The sequence below is a fragment of the Saccharopolyspora sp. NPDC047091 genome (assembly GCF_040643635.1).
In the GTDB taxonomy this organism is placed as follows: domain Bacteria; phylum Actinomycetota; class Actinomycetes; order Mycobacteriales; family Pseudonocardiaceae; genus Saccharopolyspora_C.
Genome location: NZ_JBEYUS010000053.1, coordinates 15401 through 36215, shown reverse-complemented (window position 1 = coordinate 36215; position 20815 = coordinate 15401). Strand labels below are relative to the sequence as shown.

General features: G+C 74.0%; 18 protein-coding genes and 1 pseudogene. 12 read left to right on the top strand and 7 right to left on the bottom strand.

Going from position 1 to position 20815, the window contains the following annotated elements:
• Positions 1 to 126: 126 nt before the first annotated feature.
• From nhaA to ABZ805_RS21065, 7 genes are all read left to right on the top strand, one after another.
• A complete protein-coding gene (gene nhaA, locus ABZ805_RS21095; protein ID WP_358442845.1) occupies positions 127 to 1923 on the top strand; it encodes a Na+/H+ antiporter NhaA in 1797 nt (598 codons plus the stop codon).
• Between the two features lie 251 nt (positions 1924 to 2174).
• A complete protein-coding gene (locus ABZ805_RS21090; RefSeq protein ID WP_358442843.1) occupies positions 2175 to 3083 on the top strand; it encodes a LysR family transcriptional regulator in 909 nt (302 codons plus the stop codon).
• 177 nt (positions 3084 to 3260) lie between these two features.
• Positions 3261 to 4619 (top strand): MFS transporter, encoded by a 1359-nt coding sequence (locus ABZ805_RS21085; protein WP_358442840.1) that lies wholly within the window; start codon positions 3261 to 3263, stop codon positions 4617 to 4619.
• A 111-nt stretch (positions 4620 to 4730) separates the two neighbouring features.
• Positions 4731 to 6011, top strand: a complete 1281-nt coding sequence (locus ABZ805_RS21080) for an NAD(P)/FAD-dependent oxidoreductase (protein WP_358442837.1) — start codon at positions 4731 to 4733, stop codon at positions 6009 to 6011.
• The gene (locus ABZ805_RS21075) at positions 6011 to 6457 is read left to right on the top strand and encodes a RidA family protein (protein WP_358442834.1); all 447 of its coding nucleotides are present in this window, start codon (positions 6011 to 6013) and stop codon (positions 6455 to 6457) included. The genes ABZ805_RS21080 and ABZ805_RS21075 overlap by 1 nt, the downstream gene beginning before the upstream one ends.
• Positions 6454 to 7122 carry a DUF1028 domain-containing protein gene (locus ABZ805_RS21070; RefSeq protein WP_358442832.1) on the top strand — a complete coding sequence of 223 codons (669 nt, stop codon included), beginning with the start codon at positions 6454 to 6456 and terminating at the stop codon, positions 7120 to 7122. The genes ABZ805_RS21075 and ABZ805_RS21070 overlap by 4 nt, the downstream gene beginning before the upstream one ends.
• Entirely contained in the window at positions 7122 to 8249 is a 1128-nt protein-coding gene (locus ABZ805_RS21065) for a M20 family metallopeptidase (protein WP_358442830.1), read from the top strand. The genes ABZ805_RS21070 and ABZ805_RS21065 overlap by 1 nt, the downstream gene beginning before the upstream one ends.
• Before the next feature lie 70 nt (positions 8250 to 8319).
• Here the strand turns inward: ABZ805_RS21065 and ABZ805_RS21060 are convergent, their stop codons facing one another.
• On the bottom strand, positions 8320 to 8550 hold the full coding sequence (locus tag ABZ805_RS21060; protein WP_358442827.1) for a hypothetical protein: 231 nt from the start codon (positions 8548 to 8550) through the stop codon (positions 8320 to 8322).
• A gap of 360 nt (positions 8551 to 8910) precedes the next feature.
• On the opposite strand from ABZ805_RS21060, the gene ABZ805_RS21055 reads away from it, so the two are divergent.
• Positions 8911 to 9663, top strand: a complete 753-nt coding sequence (locus ABZ805_RS21055) for an HAD family acid phosphatase (protein WP_358442824.1) — start codon at positions 8911 to 8913, stop codon at positions 9661 to 9663.
• A 289-nt stretch (positions 9664 to 9952) separates the two neighbouring features.
• Here the strand turns inward: ABZ805_RS21055 and ABZ805_RS21050 are convergent, their stop codons facing one another.
• Positions 9953 to 10867, bottom strand: coding sequence for a VTT domain-containing protein (locus tag ABZ805_RS21050; protein ID WP_358442821.1), 915 nt, complete (start codon positions 10865 to 10867; stop codon positions 9953 to 9955).
• A 247-nt stretch (positions 10868 to 11114) separates the two neighbouring features.
• Here ABZ805_RS21050 and ABZ805_RS21045 point away from each other — a divergent pair, with 247 nt between their 5' ends.
• Entirely contained in the window at positions 11115 to 12014 is a 900-nt protein-coding gene (locus tag ABZ805_RS21045; protein WP_358442818.1) for an alpha/beta hydrolase, read from the top strand.
• A gap of 7 nt (positions 12015 to 12021) precedes the next feature.
• On the opposite strand, the pseudogene ABZ805_RS21040 reads toward ABZ805_RS21045, so the two are convergent.
• Both ABZ805_RS21040 and ABZ805_RS21035 read right to left on the bottom strand, forming a co-directional pair.
• Positions 12022 to 13188 (bottom strand): annotated as a pseudogene (locus tag ABZ805_RS21040) (MFS transporter); the annotation flags it as partial.
• A gap of 123 nt (positions 13189 to 13311) precedes the next feature.
• A complete protein-coding gene (locus ABZ805_RS21035; RefSeq protein ID WP_358442815.1) occupies positions 13312 to 14574 on the bottom strand; it encodes a lyase family protein in 1263 nt (420 codons plus the stop codon).
• 186 nt (positions 14575 to 14760) lie between these two features.
• Here ABZ805_RS21035 and ABZ805_RS21030 point away from each other — a divergent pair, with 186 nt between their 5' ends.
• Entirely contained in the window at positions 14761 to 15522 is a 762-nt protein-coding gene (locus ABZ805_RS21030) for an IclR family transcriptional regulator (protein ID WP_358442812.1), read from the top strand.
• Between the two features lie 272 nt (positions 15523 to 15794).
• On the opposite strand, the gene ABZ805_RS21025 is transcribed toward ABZ805_RS21030, so the two are convergent.
• Both ABZ805_RS21025 and ABZ805_RS21020 read right to left on the bottom strand, forming a co-directional pair.
• Complete coding sequence (locus ABZ805_RS21025) at positions 15795 to 16379, bottom strand: TetR family transcriptional regulator (RefSeq protein WP_358442809.1); 585 nt, start codon at positions 16377 to 16379, stop codon at positions 15795 to 15797.
• Between the two features lie 57 nt (positions 16380 to 16436).
• A complete protein-coding gene (locus ABZ805_RS21020) occupies positions 16437 to 17567 on the bottom strand; it encodes an NAD(P)/FAD-dependent oxidoreductase (RefSeq protein ID WP_358442807.1) in 1131 nt (376 codons plus the stop codon).
• Between the two features lie 80 nt (positions 17568 to 17647).
• On the opposite strand from ABZ805_RS21020, the gene ABZ805_RS21015 reads away from it, so the two are divergent.
• Positions 17648 to 18331 carry a TetR/AcrR family transcriptional regulator gene (locus ABZ805_RS21015; protein WP_358442804.1) on the top strand — a complete coding sequence of 228 codons (684 nt, stop codon included), beginning with the start codon at positions 17648 to 17650 and terminating at the stop codon, positions 18329 to 18331.
• A 9-nt stretch (positions 18332 to 18340) separates the two neighbouring features.
• Here ABZ805_RS21015 and ABZ805_RS21010 read toward each other — a convergent pair whose 3' ends face one another.
• A complete protein-coding gene (locus ABZ805_RS21010) occupies positions 18341 to 19783 on the bottom strand; it encodes a CoA transferase (RefSeq protein WP_358442802.1) in 1443 nt (480 codons plus the stop codon).
• Positions 19784 to 19869: 86 nt separating this feature from the next.
• Between ABZ805_RS21010 and ABZ805_RS21005 the strand changes: the two genes are divergently transcribed.
• Positions 19870 to 20604: a helix-turn-helix domain-containing protein gene (locus ABZ805_RS21005; protein WP_358442799.1), complete on the top strand. Its 735-nt coding sequence runs from the start codon at positions 19870 to 19872 to the stop codon at positions 20602 to 20604.
• Positions 20605 to 20815 lie beyond the last annotated feature (211 nt).

Below are 20815 nucleotides of genomic sequence, written 5' to 3'. Positions count from 1 at the left end.
CCCCCTCCGGAAGAGCCGGGCCGGTGCGGACATCGGGCCACCACCCGCGCCACCGCCTTATGCTGCCCGCGACGGCGCCGGGCGCACCGGTGCGGAGGGGAACCACCGGGACGGTGCACGTTGACGATGCCGCGCTTCTACCGGCAGCGGCGCGCGCTGCTGCGGGCCCTGGACAGCGAGCCGCTGGCCGCTGCCGCGCTCGCCGCCGCCACCCTCGTCGCCCTGGTGTGGGCGAACCTCGGCAGCGGCTACGACGACTTCTGGTCCACCGAGGCCGAGGTGCGGATCGGCGGGCTGGGCCTGTCGATGTCCGCATCGGACTGGGTGGACGACGCCGTGATGGCGGTGTTCTTCTTCTCCGTCGGGCTGGACGTGCGGCGCGAGTTCACCCTCGGCGAGCTGCGCGACCGCAGGCGGGCGGTGCTGCCGGTGTGCGCGGCGCTCGGCGGGCTGGTCGTGCCGGTGGTGCTGTTCCTCTGGCTCAACGCCGGGTCGGCGGCCGCGCACGCGTGGGGCGTGGTGATCTCCACCGACACCGCGTTCGCGCTGGGCATGCTCGCGCTGGTCGGCCCGCGGAAGGCGCCGCGGCTGCGGGTCTTCCTGCTCACGCTCGCCGTCGTGGACGACATCGGCGCGCTGGGCGTGATCGCGCTGTTCTACACCGACGACCTCTCCCCCGGCTGGCTCGCGGTGGCCGCCGCCGGGCTGGTGCTGATCTGGCTGTTGCAGCGCTCCCGGATCTGGCGGGTGATGCCGTACCTGGTCGTCGGGGCCGGAGTGTGGCTGGCGGTGCACCTGTCCGGGGTGCACCCGACGCTCGCCGGGGTGCTGATCGCGCTGCTGATGCCCGTCTACCCGACGCGGCTGGAGGACGTGGACACCGCCTCCAGGGTGGTGCACCAGTTCCGGCAGGCCCCGGCGGCCCGGGTGGCCCGGCTCGCGCGGTGGAGCATCGACCGGTCGGTGCCGATGAACCAGCGGCTCACCGACCTGCTGCAGAGCTACGTCAACTTCCTCGTCGTGCCGCTGTTCGCGCTGTCCAACGCGGGCGTCCCGCTGTCCGGGGAGGCGCTGTCGGCGGCCCTGAGCTCGCGGCTGACCTGGGGCGTGGTCGCCGGGCTGGTGCTCGGGAAGTTCCTCGGCATCGCGGGCACCTCCACGCTGGTGCGGCGGCTGGTGACGAGCACCCGCGCGCCGGGCCTGGACGTGCCGCGGCTGGCCGGGGTCGGCGCGCTGTCCGGGATGGGCTTCACGATCTCGCTGCTGGTGGTGGACCTGGCGCTGTCCGACCCGGCGCTGCGGGACCAGGCGCGGGTCGGCGTGCTGCTCGCGTCCGCGCTCGCGCTGGGGCTGTCCTGGGCGGTGTTCGCCGCGGGCAACCGGCTGCGGCCGCTGCCCGCGCCGGCCGGGCGCACCCTGCAACGGGAGGTCGACCCCGAACGCGACCACATCCGAGGCCCGGTCGGCGCGCGGACCACGGTCGTCGTCTACGCGGCGCTGGACCACCGCTACCGGACCCGCACCTTCGAGGTGGAGAACGAGGTGCGGCACCTGCTCGGCGACGAGTTCCGGCTGGTGTTCCGGCACCACGTCACCGCGCAGCCGGACTTCGTGCGGGCGCTGGCGATCGAGGCCGCGGGCGCGCAGGACCGGTTCTGGGAGATGCACGACGCGATCTCCGAGCAGCGCGACGAACCGGACGCCCGGTTGCTGCGCGGACTCGCGCGCCACCTCGGCCTGGACGTGGAGCGGTTCGTCCGCGACGTGCGCACCTACGCCCACCTGGGCCGCATCGAGGACGACAACCTCGACGCCGACACCGCCTCGCTGCCGGACCAGGCCGTGTTCTACGTCGACGGGCGCAGGCTCGAAGGACCCGCCAACTCGTGGAACATCACCCGCACCGCCCGGCTCGCCCGGTGACCCGACCGAGGAGGTCGCGAGCCGACCCGCCCGACGAATCAAGCCGTCTTCCTGTCAGCGGCGAAGCCGCTGAGCTGACGACCACCAGAGCAACGAGACCACCCGCGGGTTCTCAGCTGGTTCCTCGCGAGGACAGCGTTTTCGCCTGTGGCGGAGCCACCGGTGAAAACGATCCCGCAGCGAGGAAGCAGCTGAGGTTCCGCCACCCCAGCACCACGCAGCAAGAGTTCGAAGGCAAAGGAAGGCCCGGTATGACCACGCCCGTCGGGTTCACGCTCGTGCAGCTGCGCTACTTCGTCACCGCGGCCGAGCACGGCTCGATGACCGCCGCCGCCGACGAGCTGCGCATCGCGCAGTCGGCGGTCTCCTCCGCGGTCGCCAACCTGGAGCACGAGCTGCGGCTGCAGCTGTTCATCCGGCACCGGGCGCGCGGCCTCACCCTCACCTCCGCCGGGGAACGGCTGCTGCAGCAGGCCCGCGACCTGCTGACCCGCGCCCGCGACGTCGAGGCGGAAGCCCGCGGCAGCGGCGGGGCCCTCACCGGGCCGGTGGCGATCGGTTGCTTCGTGACGCTCGCGCCGTACTACCTGCCCGCCCTGTTCGCCGCCTGCGACCGGCACTGCCCGGACGTCGAGCTGACCGTGGTGGAGGACGAGGCCGAACACCTGCACCAGGCGCTGCGCACCGGGCGCATCGACTTCGCGCTCACCTACGGGCTGGGCACGCCCACCGATGCCGACCTGCGGCGGGAGACGATCGACCTGGCGCCGGCGCACGTGATCGTCCCGGCCGGGCACCGGCTCGCCGACCGGGAGGCGGTGGACCTCGCGGAGCTGGCGGCCGATCCGATGGTGCTGCTGGACCTGCCCTACAGCCGCGACTACTTCCGCGAAGTGGTGGCGTCCTCGGGGACCGCGCCGGACGTGCGGTACCGGAGCCGGAGCTACGAGACGGTGCGCTCCCTCGTCGCGCAGGGCCTCGGGTACTCGATCCTCAACCAGCGGCCGCGGACCGCGCAGACCTACGGCGGCGGCGAGGTCGTCGCGCTCGACCTGCTCGGCGAGCGCCCGCCGCTGGAAGTGACGATCACCTCGGTCGACGGCGTGCGGCAGACCGCGCGCGCCCGCGCCGTCATGGACCTGTTGCGGGACGCGCGCTAGCGACCGCGGCCGGAAACGCGCCCGCAACGGCGCCGGAATCCCCCCGAGGTCATCAGTTCTTCAGCTCACGCGCAGCGAAAACATCTATTGGACGAATCCTCGCCCCCGGCGTCAGTCTGGTCCGCACCGCGCCGCCCGACCAGCGCGGCTCCCCCACCCCGACGCCTGGAGGCGCGCATGGCGACCTCGCACCACAGCCCCGCCGCTCCGGACGCCCCGAGCCCCGCCGGACTGCGCCGCAGCGTCGCCGCAGGCGCCGTCGGCGTGTTCGTGCACTGGTTCGACTGGGCCGCCTACGCCTACCTCGCCGACACCGTCGCGACCGTGTTCTTCCCCGCGGAGAACAGCACCACCGGGCTGCTGGCCGTGTTCGGCGTGTTCGCGGTGTCCTTCGGGATCCGCCCGCTCGGCGCCGCCGTGTTCGGTCCGCTGGGCGACCGGATCGGGCGGAAGCGGACGCTGTCGCTGGTGATCTTCCTGATGTCCGGGGCGACGCTGGCGATCGGCCTGCTGCCCGGGTACGCGTCGATCGGGATCGCCGCGCCGGTGCTGCTGGTGGCGCTGCGCCTGGTGCAGGGCTTCGCCGCCGGTGGCGAGTTCGGCAGCGCGGCCAGCTTCCTCGCCGAGACCGCGCCGCGCCGCCGCCGCGGGTTCGGGGTCAGCTGGCTGGAAGTCGGTTCGCTGCTGGGATTCCTCGCCGGTTCGTTCGCGTTCCTGCTGCTGTCGGTCGGCTTGGACGCGGCGCAGCTCACCGAGTGGGGCTGGCGCATCCCGTTCCTCGTCTCCGCACCGCTGGGCATCATCGGCTTCATCATCCGGAACAAGATCGAGGACACCCCGGAGTACCGGGCGCTGGAGGCCGCCGACACCGTGCCGCGCAGCCCCGCCCGCGAACTGCTGCGCACCCACCGCCGCGAACTGCTGCAGGCGGCCGGGCTGATGACGGCGATGCACGTGCCGTTCTACGTGGTGCTGACCTACCTGGTCACCTACGAGACCGATCACCTCGGGCACTCGGCGGGCAGCGCCGGGCTGCTGTCCACCGCGATCTCGCTGCTGGGGCTGGTGCTGGTGCCGCTGTTCGGCGGGCTCTCGGACCGGGTGGGGCGCAAACCGGTGTTCATCGGGGCGACCGGCGGGCTGCTCGTGGTGGCCACGCCCGCGTTCCTGCTGATGCGGACCGGGATCGTCGGGACGTGGATCGCGGGGCTGCTGCTGGGCGCGTGCCTCGCGGCGATCCTCGGCACCTACGCGGTGTGGTCCGCGGAGATCTTCCCGACGCGCACCCGGCAGAGCGGCCTGTCCATCGGCTACAACGTCACCGCCGCGCTGTTCGCCGGGACGGTGCCGTACGTGCTGACGGTGCTCATCTCCGCGACCGGCAGCACGCTGGTGCCGGGGCCGTACATGATGATCTTCGCGGTGGGCGGGCTGGTCGCCGCCCTGACGTTGCGGGAGACCGCCGGGACCGCGCTGCTGCGCGCCGAGGACCTCTCCCCCGCCGCCGATCCGGACGCCGAACCCGCCCGCATCTGACGAACCGATCCGGCGCAGCTGCAACATCTGTTGGACAGAACTCACGGCGTCTTCGAGGATTTCCCCGTGGCAGCGGGAAGAACTCGCGACTGCCGGTCGAAGGAGGTCGCAATGTCGAGGGAACGGACCGAGGTGGTGGTCGTCGGCGCCGGCCAAGCGGGCGTGGCGATGAGCGAGCACCTCGGCGAGCACGGCGTGCCGCACGTCGTGCTGGAACGGCACCGCATCGCTGAGCGGTGGCGCACCGAGCGGTGGGACTCGCTGGTCGCCAACGGACCCGCGTGGCACGACCGGTTCCCCGGCATGGAGTTCGCCGGGATCGGTCCGGACGAGTTCGCCACCAAGGACCAGGTGGCCGACTACTTCGCCGACTACGCCGCGAAGATCGGCGCACCGGTGCGGTGCGGGGTCGAGGTGACCTCGGTGCGCAAGAACGCCGGTGGGCCCGGATTCCGGGTCGAGACCTCGGACGGTTCGATCGACGCCCGGTTCGTGGTGTCCGCGACCGGCCCGTTCCAGCGGCCGGTGATCCCGCCCGTGATCCCCGCCGACGCCGGGCCGGTGCAGCTGCACTCCAGCGGCTACCGCAACCCGGAGCAGCTGCCGGCGGGCGCCGTGCTCGTGGTGGGGTCCGGTTCCTCGGGCGTCCAGATCGCCGACGAGCTGCGCCGGTCCGGGCGCCGCGTGCTGCTGTCCGCCGGTCCGCACGACCGGCCGCCGCGCCGCTACCGGGGCCGGGACTTCTGCTGGTGGCTGGGCGTGCTCGGGCTGTGGGACGCGGACACGCCGCCGCAGGGCGCGGCGCACGTGACCATCGCGGTCAGCGGCGCGCGGGGCGGGCACACCGTGGACTTCCGGGCGCTGGCCCGCACCGGCATCGAACTCGTCGGCCGGACCGAGTCCTACGTGGACGGTGCCGTGCGCTTCGCGCCGGACCTGGCCGCGAACATCGAGCACGGCGACGCCCAGCACCTCGCGCTGCTGCGCGCCGCCGACGAGCACGTCGAGCGCAACGGGCTCGACCTGCCCCCGGAACCCGAGGCGCACGTGCTCGGGCCGCTGCCCGCCGCCGCCACGGACCCGCGCCGCGAGCTGGACCTCTCCGAGGTCGGCTCCGTCGTGTGGGCCACCGGGTTCGCCGCCGATCACGACTGGCTGCAGGTCGACGCGTTCGACGAGCACGGGCGGCCCGACCAGCGGCGCGGCGTGTCCGCGGAACCCGGCATCTACTTCCTCGGCCTGCCGTGGCTGTCGCGGCGCGGGTCGAGCTTCATCTGGGGCGTGTGGCACGACGCCCGCTACGTCGCCGACCACATCGCCACCCAGCGCGGCTACCTCGCGCAGCACGCCGCCGCGCTCACCGCCGACCACGACAGCCGAAGGAGCCGATGATGACCACGAATCCGCCGATCGTCGCGGGTGGCCACACCCGGATCAGGCCGTTCAACACCCGGGACACCTACCCGGAGCAGGACCTGGACAACGACCTGTGCCAGGCCGTCGTCGCCGGGGACACCGTGTACGTGCGCGGGCAGATCGGGCAGGACCTGGACACCAGCGAGTCCGTCGGCATCGGCGACGCCGCCGCACAGGCCGAGCAGGCGATGGCCAACATCGCGATGCTCCTCGACGAGGCCGGGGCCCGGATGGAGCACCTGGTGAAGCTGACGATCTACCTGGTCGACCCGCGCTACCGGGAAGCGGTGTACCGCACCGTCGGGCGCTGGACCCGCGGCGTGCACCCCATCTCCACCGGGGTCGTGGTCTCCGCGCTGGCCCGGCCGGAATGGCTCGTCGAGATCGACGCGATCGCCGTGCTCCCGGGAGGTGCGCGATGACGTTCTCCGTGCTCGGCACCGACGGCCGCGGCGCGGTCGGGATCGCCGTGACCTCCTCCAGCCCCGCCGTCGCGGCCCGCTGCATCCACCTGCGCGCCGGAGTGGGCGGCGCTTCTTCGCAGAACGTGACCGATCCGCGGCTGGGCCCGGCGCTGCTGGACGCGCTGGAGTCCGGGGCCGGGGCGCAGGCCGCGCTGGACTCGGTGGTGCGCGGGCGCGAGTCGGTCGAGCACCGGCAGCTCACCGTGCTGGAACCGGGTGGTGGCGGTGCCGCGCACTCCGGGGCCGCGTCGCTGGGCGTGCACCGGCACCGCGTCGAACCGGGCGTGGTGGCGGCCGGGAACATGCTGGCGGCGCCCGAGGTCGTGGACGCCGTGGCCGAGTCGTTCACCGGTGCCACCGGCGAGCTGGAGCAGCGGCTGCTGACCGCGCTCGAAGCGGGCCTGGCCGCCGGCGGCGAGGCCGGTCCGGTGCGCTCGGCGGGGCTGTCGGTGGTCCGCGAGGTGTCGTGGCGCGAGACCGACCTGCGCATCGACTGGAGCGACACGCCGATCGCGGATCTCCGCGCCCTGCTGGAGATCTGGCTGCCGCAGCGCGACGACTACGTGACCCGCGCGCTCGACCCGACGGCCGCGCCGTCCTACGGCGTGCCGGGGGACGAGTGATGACCGGCGCGAAGCAGGCGGCCGCGGGCCGGGTCGCCGCGGACGCCGACCGGCTGATCCGGCTCTCCGAGCAGCTGCACGCCCACCCGGAGACGGCGTGGCAGGAGCACCGGTCGGCGCGCTGGGTCGCCGAATCCCTGTCCGAAGCCGGATTCGACGTCACACCGGGCTACCTCGGGCTGGAGACCGCGTTCCTGGCGACGTTCGGCAGCGGCCCGTTCCGGCTCGGCCTGTGCGCCGAGTACGACGCGCTGCCCGGGCTCGGCCACGCCTGCGGGCACAACCTGATCGCCGCGATCACCGTCGGGGCGGCGCGGGCGCTGGCCCCGCTGGCGGATTCGGCCGGGCTGACCATCGAGGTGTACGGCACGCCCGCCGAAGAAGGCGGCGGCGGCAAGATCGAGATGCTGGAGCGCGGCGCGTTCGCCGGGCTGGACCTGGCGATGATGGCGCACCCCGCGCCGGTGGACGTCGTGGCGGCGGAACCGTTCGCGGTCTCCCACTCGCACGTGTCCTACCAGGGGAAGTCCGCGCACGCGGCGGCCTACCCGGAGCAGGGCGTCAACGCCGCCGACGCGTTCACCGTCGCCCAGGTCGCGATCGGCCTGCTGCGCCAGCAGCTGCCGCACACGGTGCGGGTGCACGGCGTCCTGACCAACGGCGGCGAGGCGCCGAACGCGATCCCGGCGCGCACCGAGGGCCGCTGGTACGTGCGGGCGGAGAGCCTCGCCGAACTCGCCGACACCGAGGAGAAGGTGCGGCGCTGCTTCGAAGCGGGCGCGCACGCCACCGGCGCCGCGCTGGAGATCGTGCCGGAGAGCAAGCCCTACGCGGAGTTCCGCACCTGCCGCCCCGCCCTGGACGCGTACGCGCGCAACGCCGAGCGCCTCGGCCGTGGCAGCGACCCGGATCCGGTGGCGCGGCGGATGAACCGCGCATCCACCGACATGGGCAACGTGTCGCAGGTGGTCCCGGCGATCCACCCGTACGTCGGGATCGGTTCGCTGCCCGCGCTGAACCACCAGCCCGAGTTCGCCGCGCACTGCGTCGGCGGCGACGCGGAGCGGGCGCTGCTGGACGCGGCCACCGCGCTGGCCTGGACGGCGCTGGACGTGGCCGGGAGTTGAACCGGGCGTCCCGTTCGGCCGCGCGGCCGAACGGGACGGTCACCGGGCCCGCGTCACGCGGACCGCCGGATCAGAGCTGGTAGGCCCACAGCTCGTACACGTTCGCACCGGCGTTGTGCCGGCACTGGTGCGGGAGTGCGGTGCCGCCGCCCCCGCCGTGCGCGTCCGCCCAGGCCTTCTCGCAGGCGGCGGCCGTGTTGTACCACTTGCCGGTGTAGACGTAGCCCTCCGCGGCAGCGGGGGCGGCGGTGGCCAGCAGCAGTCCGAGGCCGAGCGCGGCACCGGTCGCGAGCTTCTTCACTCGTGTTCCTTCCGTTGGTGGGCATGACGGCGCGGCGGCCGGGATCCGGCTGCCTGCGCGGAATGCGGACGGGGTGCGGCGGTGTCGTCGCCCCCCGGTCGCGCGACCTGATCGGCCGCGCGGAGCCCCGGTTCGTCCACCGGGGCGACCTCCGCACCACCAGTCGACCGCACGCGGGGAGCGGATCTCCGCGAGACCGCCGCCGAAAGCGAGCAGTCGAGGGAAACCCCTCCCGTGCGGTGGGAAATCCGCAGCTCGTCGGGGGCGACCCGCCGTCGGGAACGCGTCATGTCCCGCGTCCGGCGGCGCCGTGCTGCTAGGTTCCGCGCATCTCGACCGCGATCTCCAGGGAGCGACACGATGGTCCACCGCCTGACCGGACTCGCCAAGCTCGGTGCCGCCGCCGCGATCGGCGCCACCCTCGCCGGCGGCGTCACCGCCCTCGCCGCGGACTCGTCCGGCGTCGAACCGGCCAACCTCGGGCGGGCGAAGCTCGCCGTGCAGGACTACTACGGCGACCGGGTGGACGCCGACGGGAAGCACCACGCCACCGAAGGCAGCGCCTGGGACCGGCAGCTCGACGCGGCCGTCGCCGACGCCGAGGCCCACCTGCGGCAGCGGCTCGCCGAGGGCGTGCCGAACCCGGCGATCGTGCTCGACATCGACGACACCTCGGAACTGACCTACGGGTGGGAGGCCGACAACGACTTCGGCTTCGACGAGGAGAAGCAGCGCGAGGCCATCGACGACGCCGAGTTCGAACCGATCCGGCAGACCCGGGAGCTCGCCGACTGGGCCGCGGCGCACGGCGTGCGGGTCTACTTCCTCACCGGGCGCGGCGACGACCTGGAGAAGGCCTCGCTGCGCAACCTCGCCGACGAGGGGTTCCCGGAACCCGCCGGAGCGTTCTTCAAGCCGACCACCGAGGCGCCCGACCACCTGCCGTGCGGGCTGGACTGCAGCACCGTGGAGTACAAGTCCGCCACCCGCGCGCACATCGAATCGCTCGGCAACACGATCGTGCTGAACCTCGGCGACCAGGACAGCGACCTGCAGGGCGGCCACGCCGAAAAGCCCGTCAAACTCCCGAACCCGATGTACTACCTGCCCTGATCAGCAGCTCGGATTCCTGTTGCCCGGGGGCGAGTCGGCGCCCTCGAACTCGCCCGGCGGGCTTCGTCGATCGCTCGTCGGCGGCGGAGCCGCAGAGCTGCCGACCACCCGGGCATCCGGATCGCCCGCGGATTCTCAGCGGTTCCCTCGCGAGGACGGGGATTTCGCCGTGCACGTGCCCGGTGCACGAGAAACCGATCCCGCAGCGAGGGAACCGCCGAGGTTCCGCTATCCCAGTGCTACCCGGCAGAAGCAGCGAGACGGGCAGTGAGCAGCGGAAGGCCCCGACTCAAGCGGCCTGGCGCTTCTTCTCCTTCTGCTCCTTGCTCGCCTTGCGCCCGGCCTGGACCGAGACCCAGACGACCAGGGCCAGCGTGAGGTAGAGCGCGTAGTCGTCGATCATCAGCACGAAGTCCACGGCGTGCTGCCCGATTCCGTAGCCGAGCCCGGCGACGAGGCCCGCCATCAGCCCGGCACCGATCGCGTCGAAGATCAGGAACCGGACGAGGCCCATCCCGCTGACGCCGGCGACCGCGAACACCGCGGGCGCGGGGATGCCGGGCAGCGCCGCGGCGATGATGACCAGCGGCATCGCCCAGCTCGGCCAGGACCGGACGCGGGCCACGAACCGCTTGCCGAACTCGCCCGGCGCCCACATCTGGATGATCTTCTCGCCCCAGCGGCGCCCGGCGAGCCAGAACAACCAGTCGAACTTGACCATGCCGAACACGCCCGCCGCGACGACCAGCCACAGGTCCAGCTCACCGATGCGGGCGAACGCGGCGCCCGCGCCGATCGCGGAGAGGCTGCCGGTGACCGCGCTCAACCCCAGCGGGTGCGAGGCCAGCAGGAACGGGCGGAACGGCATCGAGGCCATCATCAGCAGCACGACGCCGAAGGTGGCGAACACGAGGAACTTGTCGCCGCGGGACATCGGGTGCTCCCACGGCATCGCGTCGCGCCACTGCTGCTGGGCTTCGGCGAGCTCTTCCGGCGTGTAGTCCTTGCTGCGCCAGCGGAACCGCTTCTTCGCGGCGGGCGCGTCGACCCGGTCCTCCGCGATCGTGCCGATCTCGGCGGTCGTGCCGGTCGTGCCGGTCTCGGCGGTCGTGGCGGTGGTGCCGGTCGTGGCGGTGGTGCCGGTCGCGGTGGTCGGGTCCCCGTTCGGCCCGGGCTGCGCGCCCTCGTGGTCGATGCCCGTCATGTCTCTCCCTCTGGATGGCTTGCCCCCTCGACGAGAAGAGGAGGTCGTCTGCCGTGCGGCCCCGGGTGGCTCCCGGGTCCGTCGCGAATCGGCGAACCGACCAGCGCGCCTCGTCGGAGAGCAGTGTCCAACCATGCCGCAGCGGCAGGGAAAGCCTCCTGGCCCGAGGTGTGTCCGCGATCACCCCGAGCCGGGGGTGCGCGGTGCCGCCTGGCAGCATCGGCAGCGGACTACGGGAGGTTCGGACGTGGACGAGGCACCGGCCCCGCTGGGGGCGCGCTATCCGGTCCCGGCCGGGGAGATGCTGCTGCACCGCTCCGGTAGCGGCGGCCCGCCCGCGGTGTTCCTGGCCGGTGGCGGGATGTCCGGGCTGCACGGACTGCGCCTGCACGAGCAGGTCGCCGAGTGCACGACCAGCGTGCTGGTGGACCGCCTCGGCCTCGGCTGGAGCGATCCGGTGGAGCTGCCGCGCAGCGGCACCCGCGTCACCGACGACCTGCGCGCGCTGCTGCGGGCGGCGGACGTGCCGGGGCCGCGCGTGCTGGTCGGGCACTCGCTGGGCGGGCTGTACGCGCGGCTGTACGCGAAGCGGTTCCCGGACGAGGTCGCCGGGCTGGTGCTGCTCGACCCGACGCACGAGGAGATCGTGCAGCGCCTGCCCACCGAGGCCGCGCAACGGCTCCGGGCGTGGACCACCGACGTCGAGCTGCCCGCCGACCGGCTGACCGCGATGCGGGACGCGTACCGGGCCGCGGTCGGCCGGGCGCTCGCCGACTGGCCTACCGAGGTCCGGGAACCGCTGCTGGCCCGGGGGTTCGGCCCGGCCGCGCACCTCCGGTCGTTGCGCGAATCGATGAACCTGCCCGAGTTGTTCCGGGAGGTCCGGGAAGCCGGTCCCGATCCGGATCTGCCGCTGGTGCTGGTCTCGGCGATGGGGTCCGACGCGTTCGCCGACGAGCTGTCCCCGCCGGAGGCCCGCGCCTCCGCCGCCGAAGCGGCCCGCGCCAAGCACGAGCTCTACGCCGACTTCACCGCCGCGCTCCCCCGCGCCGAGCTCCGCCGCCTGGACGACGTCGGCCACTCCGGTCTCGTCTGGTCCCGGCCGGACGCCGCGGCGCGCGCGGTCCGCGACGTCCTGGCGCGCTGATCCGGCGTCAGTCGAGGACCTCGGTGCTGGTCTCCGGGGCCCACAGCCAGCAGATCGCGGCACCGAGGAACAGGACCACGACGCAGCCGCCGAGCGCCACGTCCATGCCGTAGGCGTCGGCGACCAGCGGCAGCAGGAACGTGCTCGCCGCGGAGCCGATCCGGCTGGCGGCGACGGCGAGCCCCACCCCGGACGCGCGCAGATCGGTCGGGAACAGCTCCGGCGGGTACACGAACTCCAGGTTCACCGCGGCGGCCAGCACGAACGCGAACGCGGTGAACAGCACTACCGAGGTGGCCGGCCCACCGGAGAACAGCGTCAACCCGGCCAGCAGCACGCCGCCGAGCACGAACGACCCGATCAGGAACAGCCGCCGCGAGATCCGGTCGATGAGGGCGAGCCCGACGACGGCTCCGACGAGCAGGAACCCGTTGTACAGCGCGCCCGCGCCGAGTTCCCCGGTGACGCCGAACGCGGCCATCACCTGCGGCGAGAAGGTGCCGAGGGCGAAGAACGGCACGACCTGGCACACGTAGAACACGGCGCCGACGGTGGTGCGCCGCCGGTGGGCCGGGCCGAACAGGGCGCGCAGGCCGCGGCGGCCGGTGCTCGGCGGGGCGGTCGGCGGCAGCACGTCCGGGCCGAGGTGGCGGCGCACGGCGGCCGCGGCCGCGGCTTCCCGCCCGTGCCGGACCAGCCACAGCGGTGATTCGGGGATCCCGAACCGGAACCCGGCCACGAGCAGCGCGGGCACGGCGCTGACCACCAGCATGGAGCGCCAGGCGTCCGGGCCGAGCCCGGTGAGCAGGAATCCGGCCAGGTAGGCGAACACGTACCCGGCGGCCCAGGCGACGGCGAGCAGGCTCATCAGCCTGCCGCGGTACCGCACCGGCGCGTGCTCGGTCACCAGCGACTTGCTGACCACGTAGTCGGCGCCCAGCACGATCCCCAGCAGCAACCGCAGCACCAGCAGCTGGCCGGGCGTCTGCACGAAGAACTGCACCAGCGACAGCACCGCGAACACCGGCATGTTCCAGGCGAAGATCCCGCGCCGCCCGATGCGGTCGGCGATCGGGCCGACGAGGACGGCGCCGGCGAACAGGCCGACCAGCGTCGCCGCGCCCAGCAGCCCCTTCCACAGGGCGGTGAGTCCGAGCGACTCCCCCGGCGGCGGCGATGACGATCCCGATGATGCCGAGGATGAACCCGTCGCTGAACTGCCCGCCGGTGCCGGACACGGCCACCCGGAGGTGGAAGCGGGTCAGCGGCGCGTCTTCGTAGGCGCAGGTGGTGGTGCTCATGCGTCACCTCCGCCGTCGCGGAGCCGACCGGTGGCGGTCTCGTAGCCTTCGGCGGCGGACAGCTCGACCCAGCGGTCCAGCGCGCCGGTCAGGTTCCGCTCCCGGTGCGGGCCGTCCCAGGCCAGACCGTCGACGCAGCGGCGGGCGAAGGTGGTGGCGGCGGCGGTGAGGTCGTCGAAGGTGCCGGTGAGCGCGTCGAGCACCACCGGCTCCATCACGTTGAGCTCCAGTTCCCCCGCGGCGACGGCGCATTCGACCGCGTGCCCGTGGCCGCGCACCCGGTAGCTGAGCTGCATCACGTATTCGGAGACCACCGGGTTGACCTTGGCGGGCATGATCGACGATCCGGCCTGCACGGCCGGGATGGTGAGGTCGCCGAACCCGCCGCGCGGGCCGGAGGACAGCAGCCGGATGTCGGCGGCGATCTTCGCGGTGGTGAGGGCCGCGCGGGTCCCGGCCGCGGCGATCTCGGCGTACGGGTCGAAGTGCGCGAGCGCGTCGAAGCGGTCCGCGGCGGCGGTGATCGGGCGTCCGGTGAGCTCGGCGAGTTCCGCGGCGCACCGCTCGCCGAACCCGTCGGGGGCGCCGATGCCGGTGCCGACCGCGGTGGCCCCGATCGGCACGGCGTGCAGGCCCGCGGCGGAGTTCTCCAGCCCGGTCGCGACGCGGTCGACGGCGGCCGCGTGGGCGCGGTGGCTGTCCCCGGCGGTGAGGCGCACCGCGTCCTGCAAGCAGGTGCGGCCGAGGTGCGGGGTCTCGTCGAACTCGGCGGCCTTGCACCGGAACGCGGCGGCGAGTTCGCGCAGCGCCGCGACGGGTTCCGCGACCAGTTCCAGGATGGTCAGCGCCATCGCCGTCGGATAGGTGTCGTTGGTGGACTGCGAGGCGTTGACGTGGTCGTTCGGGTGCACCGGCAGCCCGGCGATCGCGCTCGCCCTGGCCGCGATCACCTCGTTGGCGTTCATGTTCGCGGTGGTCCCGCCGCCGCCGTGCACCAGCGGGGTCGGGAACTGGTCGGCGTGCCCCCCCGCGATGATCTCCTGGCAGGCGGTGCCGATGGCCGCGCACCGGGCCTCGTCGAGCACGCCCGCGGCGAGGTTGGCGCGGGCGGCGGCGAGCTTGACCCGCGCGTAGTGGCGCACGAACGGCGCCAGGTCGCCGAAGGTGCGGCCGAGCGGCGGGAAGTTGCGCACTCCCAGCTCGGTCTGGGGCCCGTAGAGCCGGTCCCCGGTGGTGGTGGTTCCCGCGTCGGCGGTCATCGGCCGTCTCACTCTCCTCGTCGAGGGCGAACTGGTCGCTCGCAGCGCGGTCACGCTAAGCCCGGCCACCCGAACGGTCCATCGATGTTGCTGTCCCGACAACGACTGCGAGCAGCTGTACTGGTACTTCGCCGAGAACCGCGGTCACGGTGTTGTCGCTGCGACAACAGGTGGCAGACTCCGGGGATGGACACCGGAGCGGAACGCGTCGCTGCCCTGCTGCTCGCCTTCGGCGCGGGCGGGGCCGGGAACGACCACGGCGTGAGCGATCTCGCACGCGCCGTCGGACGGGAACGCAGCCAGGTCTCCCGGATGCTGAAATCGCTGGAGCGCGGCGGGCTCGTCGAGCAGGATCCGCAGACGAGGCGCTACCGGTTGGGCTGGACGCTGCTGGTGCTCGCCTCCAGCGCCGGGGACGCCGCGCTGCTGCGCGCCGCCCGGCCCGCGCTGCGCGGCATCGTCGCGCGCACCGGCGAGGTGGCGCTGCTGTCCGTGCAGCGCGGCAACCGGTCGTTCACCGTGCTGCGCGAGGAGTCGAACCAGTCGCTGCGCGCCGGTGGCTGGGTGGGGCGGAGTTCCCCGATGCACTGCACCGCTTCCGGGCGGGCGCTGCTGTTCGACTCCGACGACGACCTCGTCGACGCGCTCACCGAGCAGGACCTGCGGACGCCGATCTCCGGCACCGCCGCGCCCCGCGATCTCCCGGAACTCCTGGAGCGGCTGCGGGCCGAACGCGAGAGCGGGTACGCGGTGGCCGGCGAGGAGGTCGAGATCGGCCTCACCTCGGTGGGCGTTCCGGTGCGGGACCACTCGGGAGCGCTGGTCGCGGCCGTCAACATCTCCGGCCCCACCTCGCGGCTCGTCGGCCGGATCCAGGACTCGGTGCACCGCCTCCGCACCGCGGCCACGGCGATCGAAACCGCCCTGTCCCGCCCCTACCGCCCTTGACCCCGGCAGCGAGCAGGCGGGACCGAAAGAAACCGACGGTAAACGGACACTTGGCACCGCGTGCAGCGGGCAGTGTCCTTTTCCTGTCAGCGGCGCAGCCGCTGAGCAGCGACCACCAAAGCAACTCGCACCGCCGCGGGTTCTCAGCTGTTTCCTCGCGAGGACAGCGTTTTCTCCTGTGGCGGAGCCACCGGTGAAAACGATCCCGCAGCGAGGAAGCAGCTGAGGTTCCGCCACCCACTCCCCCGCCAAAACGAGCAGGACAAGCCTTCTCAGCAGTCCAAGACTGCTCGGATCATTCCTGCTAGTTGCTCTGCCGCTTCGGTGGTGTCGTAGTCGGGGGCGTGCAGGCGTTCGGTGAGGATGGCGTCGATGGCACCGCCGAGCGCGATGGCGGCGGTGCGGGCGTCGACAGTGGTGCCGCGGGCGCGGGCGGCCGCGGCGGCGATGTCCGCGAGCGGGGTCCAGCGTTCGCGCGGGGTGCGTTCGGCGCCGCCGATGCCGTCCGCTTCGACGACCAGCCGCGCGTGCCGCGGGTGGTCCCGCAGGTGGCCGAGGGTGGCGCGGACGTAGGCGGCCGGTCCGTCGGCCGCGCCCGCAGCGTCCACGGCAGCGGCGACCTCGCGGTCGAGGGCGGCGAGCACGGTCTCGTGCGCGGCTCGCACCAGGGCGTCCTTGGCGGTGAAGTGGTACAGCACGGCGGCTTTGGTGATCCCGGCGGCCGCTGCGATGCCGGCCAGGGAGGTGCCCTGGTGGCCGTTCGCCGCGATGAGGTCGATCGTCACGTCGATCAGCTGCTCGCGCCGGACCCGCTCGGTCGGCGTCGGTTCGCGGTCCGGGTCCCGCTTGGTCACCACGCCGCGAAGGTTACCGGCCGGTCCCGCTCACCCGACCGTCCGGTTAGGACGGTGCGGTCATTCCTGCCCTGCTGCGGCGAAGAAGGCGACCATGGCGTGCGGCGCGTCGGGGCCGAACATGAGCCGGTAGGCCTCGGCTCCGTCGGCGGCCGCTTCGGCGCCGCGGGCGAACATGGCCCGCTCGTGCTCGGCGAGCGCGGTCTCGACGTCGCCGGGGTGCGCGGCGAGGGCCGCGCCGAGTTCGGCCCCGTCGAGCATCGCCAGGTTCGCGCCCTCCCCGTTCGGGGCGGCGAGGTGCGCGGCGTCGCCGAGCAGCGTCACGCCGGGCACCCGCTCCCACCGGTGCCCGATCGGCAGTTCGTGCAGCGGCCGCAGCACGGGCGCGGTGTCGGATTCGGTGATGAGCGCGGTGAGTTCCGGCGCCCAGCCGGGGAATTCGGCGGCGATGCGCGCCGCGGCCGCGTCGGCGTCGGTGAAGTCGATGGCGGCGAACCAGTCGCGCGGGTGCTCCAGCGCCACGTAGGTGTGCAAGGTGTCGCCCTTCTCCCGGTGGGCTTGGACGCCCTTGCCGGGCGCGAGCGCCAGCATCGCTCCGCCGCCGACGGCCTTGGCGGCCGCCGGGTGCCGGGTGTCGGCGTCGTAGAGGTAGGTCTCGACGAAGGACCGGCCGGTGTAGCGGGGTTCGGCGCCGGACAGCAGCGGCCGCACCTTCGACCAGGCGCCGTCCGCGCCGACCAGCAGGTCGGTGGTCAGGCCGCCGCCGTCGGCGAACTCGACCTCGTGGCGGCCGTCGCCGAGGGCGCGGGTGGCGGTGACCTTGCTCCCCCAGCGGACGGTGCCCGCCGGGAGCGAGTCGAGCAGCAGCCGCCGCAGTTCGCCGCGCTGCACTTCGGGCCGCCCCCCGGTGCCGTCGTCGGGTTCGTCGAGCAGCACCGCGCCGTCCTGGGCGAGCAGCCGCATGGCCTGGCGCCCGGGCAGCACGAGCTCCCGGAACCGGTCGAGCAGTCCGGCGGCGGCGAGCGCGGGCTGGCCGTTGTGCTCGTGGATGTCGAGCATGCCGCCCTGCGGCCGCGAGTCCGGGGACGGTTCGGCTTCGCAGACGACGGCGGGGATGTCGTGGACGTGCAGCACGCGGGCGAGCACGAGGCCGCCGAGTCCTGCTCCGATGATCGTGACGGGGTGGCACATGGCGGTTCCTCCGGGCTCTCGAACGACCTGGAATGCCATTCCAATATGGAACGACATTCTAGATGTGTCAAGATGGCGGCATGGCCACACGGGAACAGCGGTCGCAGCGGCGCACCGACGGGCTCACCAGGGAACGCATCGTCGAGACCGCCGTCACGCTGCTGGACTCCGCCGGTGAGCGCGGGCTGACGTTCAAGGCCCTGACCGAGCGCCTCGCCACCGGGCCCGGCGCGATCTACTGGCACGTGCCGAACAAGGACGCGCTGCTCGCCGCCGCCACCGAGGCGGTCGTCACCACCGCTCTCGCCACCGGCACCACCGCGGCCACGCCACGGGAGCAGGTGCGGGAGGTCTCGCTCGGGCTGTTCGACGCGATCGACGAGCACCCGTGGCTCGCCGCGCAGCTGACCGCGGAGCTCTCCCGGAATCCGCGCGGAGCCGTCACCCCGCGGATCTACGACAGCTTCGGCAGGCGGGTGCGCGCGCTCGGCGTCCCCGAATCCGGCTGGTTCACCGCGACCTCGGCACTGGTGCACTACGTGCTCGGCGCGGCCGGGCAGAACGCGGCGAACGCGGTGGCCGCCGACCACGAGGTGGACCGGGACGAGTTCCTCGACTCGGTGTCGAGCTCCTGGGAGGCGCTGGACCCGGACGACTTCCCGTTCGCGCGGGCGGTCGCCGACCAGCTGCGCGGCCACGACGACCGGCGGCAGTTCCTCGACGGCCTGGACTTCGTGCTCACCGGCATCACCGCCGGTCGGTGACCCGGACGATCAGGCCGTGAAGGCGGGCGCCGCGGTGCCGAGCAGCGTCGCGGGACCGGCCTGCGGCGTCGGGTGCGCGGAGAAGCCGAGCGGGCTCGCGGGCTCCACCGAGGTGCCCAGCGGCCCGGTGCGGGTGCTCAGCCCGATCGCGGGCTCCGGCAGCGGCAGCACGGCGACGTCCGCGGCGTCGAACCGGCCCAGCTCCCGCACCCAGGTGCACACCCGGGCGAGGTTCACCCGCACCCGCCACGAACCGCCCTCGACGGCCCGGCGGCGCACCGCGGCCACGATGCCCGCCGCCGCCAGGTAGGCGGCGAGGTAGTCGTTGAGCAGGTGCGTCGGCGGCAGCGCGGGCGCACCGCTCGGGCCCCGCCCGGCGGCGAGGTCCCGGACCGCGCCCTCGTCCAGCGCGAAACCGGTGGCGGCGCACGCCAGCTGGTCGAACCCGCCGCGCGCGGCCCACGGCCCGTCCGGGCCCCAGCAGTGCACCTCGGTGGCGACGATCCCCGGATGCCGTTCGGCGAGCTCCGCCGCACCGAAACCGCGGCGCTCCAGTCCCCGGTAGGCCGAGACGAACACGTCCGATTCGCCGGCCAGCGCGTCGAACGCGGCGGCCTGGCCGGGATCGCGCAGGTCCAGGTACGCGTTGCGCTTCCCGCCGCCGGTGAGCGCCAGCATCCCGATCGAGTCGCCCCGGTCCGGCCGGGAGGTGTGCAGCACCTCCGCGCCGAACGTGGCCAGCAGCCGCGCGGCGACCGGCCCGGCGATCACGTGGGTGTCGTCCAGCACCCGCAGCCCGGCCAGCGGGGACCAGTCCGCGGTGTCCCGGCGCGGCGGCAGCGGGCGCGGCTCGGCGTCGGCGATGCGGGTCACCTCCACCACGGGCCGACCCGCCAGGTGCGCGCCGACCGGGTGGGCGCGCCACTCCTGCTCGGTGCGGACGGCGGCCGCGACCCCGCCCGCGCGGACGACGGCTCCCTCCAGTTCGAGCGCGCTCCACCGCCGGGTCGCGGCGGTGATCGCGGCCGCGGTCGGCGGGCAGTCCAGCACCGCGCACACCGCCTCGCGCAGGTGCGGGTAGGTGGAGAGCAGGAACGTCCAGCCGTTCCGCGCCGGGTAGAAGTCGTTCAGCCCGAGCAGTCCCGGGTCGTCGCTGAGCAGGTGCGGCCGCACCCCGTTGACGGTCGCCAGGAACGGCGCGCGCAGCTGGTCGAACGCGCCGGCCGCGGTCGTGGTGACCTGCTGCGGCGGCGCGCCGCGGTCTTCGTCGGCGGCGGCCACCTCTCGCCCGAACGCCACGATCGCGGCCGCGGCGGAATCGGCGAGCCGGTGCACCGAGGGGCCGATCGGGTCGGAGCCGGTGATCGAGGTGGTGGAGGCGGTGCGCGGCTCGCCGCCCGCCAAGGTCCGCGCCAGGTCGTCCGCGATGGCGGTGGGCTGCATCCAGGTCATGGTCCGAGGATGCGGTCCGCGGGCCGACGCGACGGTGGACTGCGGATATCCGAAGCGGCTGCGGATATCCGGATACCCTCGGCCGCGTGCCGGACGCCCATGCGCACCGCGGCGTGGAGCGCGTGGACCGGGTCCTGGACCTGGTCGCGCGCTCGACCGAGCCGCCGACGCTCACCGAGATCTCCCGGTCCCTCGGCCTGCCCCGCAGCACCGCGGCCGACGTGCTGCGCGAGCTGCGCGCCCGCGGCTACCTGCGTCTGGTCGGCCGCGGCCACGTGCTGGGCAGGCGGTTGCAGGTGCTGGGGCTGCTCGCCGGGTCGGGGCCACCGTCGCCCGTCGAGCACGACCGGCTGGAGGAGCTGAGCCGCCTCGCTCGCGCCCCGGTGGCATCGGCGGTGCTGGTGGGCGGCGAGGTGCTCTACCTGGACCACGCCGGTCCGCGCGCGCCCGCGCGGCTGCAGGCCGTCGCCGACGAGCACCGGCCGCGCCCCGCGCTGCGCACCGCGGCCGGACGGCTGCTGCTGGCGTTCGCCGGGGACGCCGAGCGCGCGTCGGTGCTGCGCGCGGTGGCCGCGGACGACCCGGAGGCGGTGGCCGCGTTCGAGCGGGAACGCCCGGCGATCGAGCGCGCCCGGCTGGCCCGCAGCGACGGCCTGGCCGATCCGTCGATCCGCGCGATCGCGGTGCCGGTGGTCGAGGACCGGCAGGTGACCGCGGCGCTCGTGCTGTTCGGTCCCCGCCCGCGCACGCCCGGCGCGCCCGCCCCGTCCGCGCAGCTCGCCCTGGAACGCGCCGCCGCCCGGGTCGCCGCCGCGCTCTGACCGACCGTTTGCCGATGCCCCGCCACGGGCAGTCGGGAGGTGGCGGTCGCGCCTGCGGCTCCGTACTCGTCAGCACCGGAACAGTTGACCCGCGCGGGGCATCGGCACCGCCGCGGGGCCGGGTGGTCGTCCTCGCGCGGACGGCGGTTCCACTGCGGGCGGGCCCGCCGCAGAGGTCGATACCGCGGCGGGAACGCCCCGCCGGCACGAA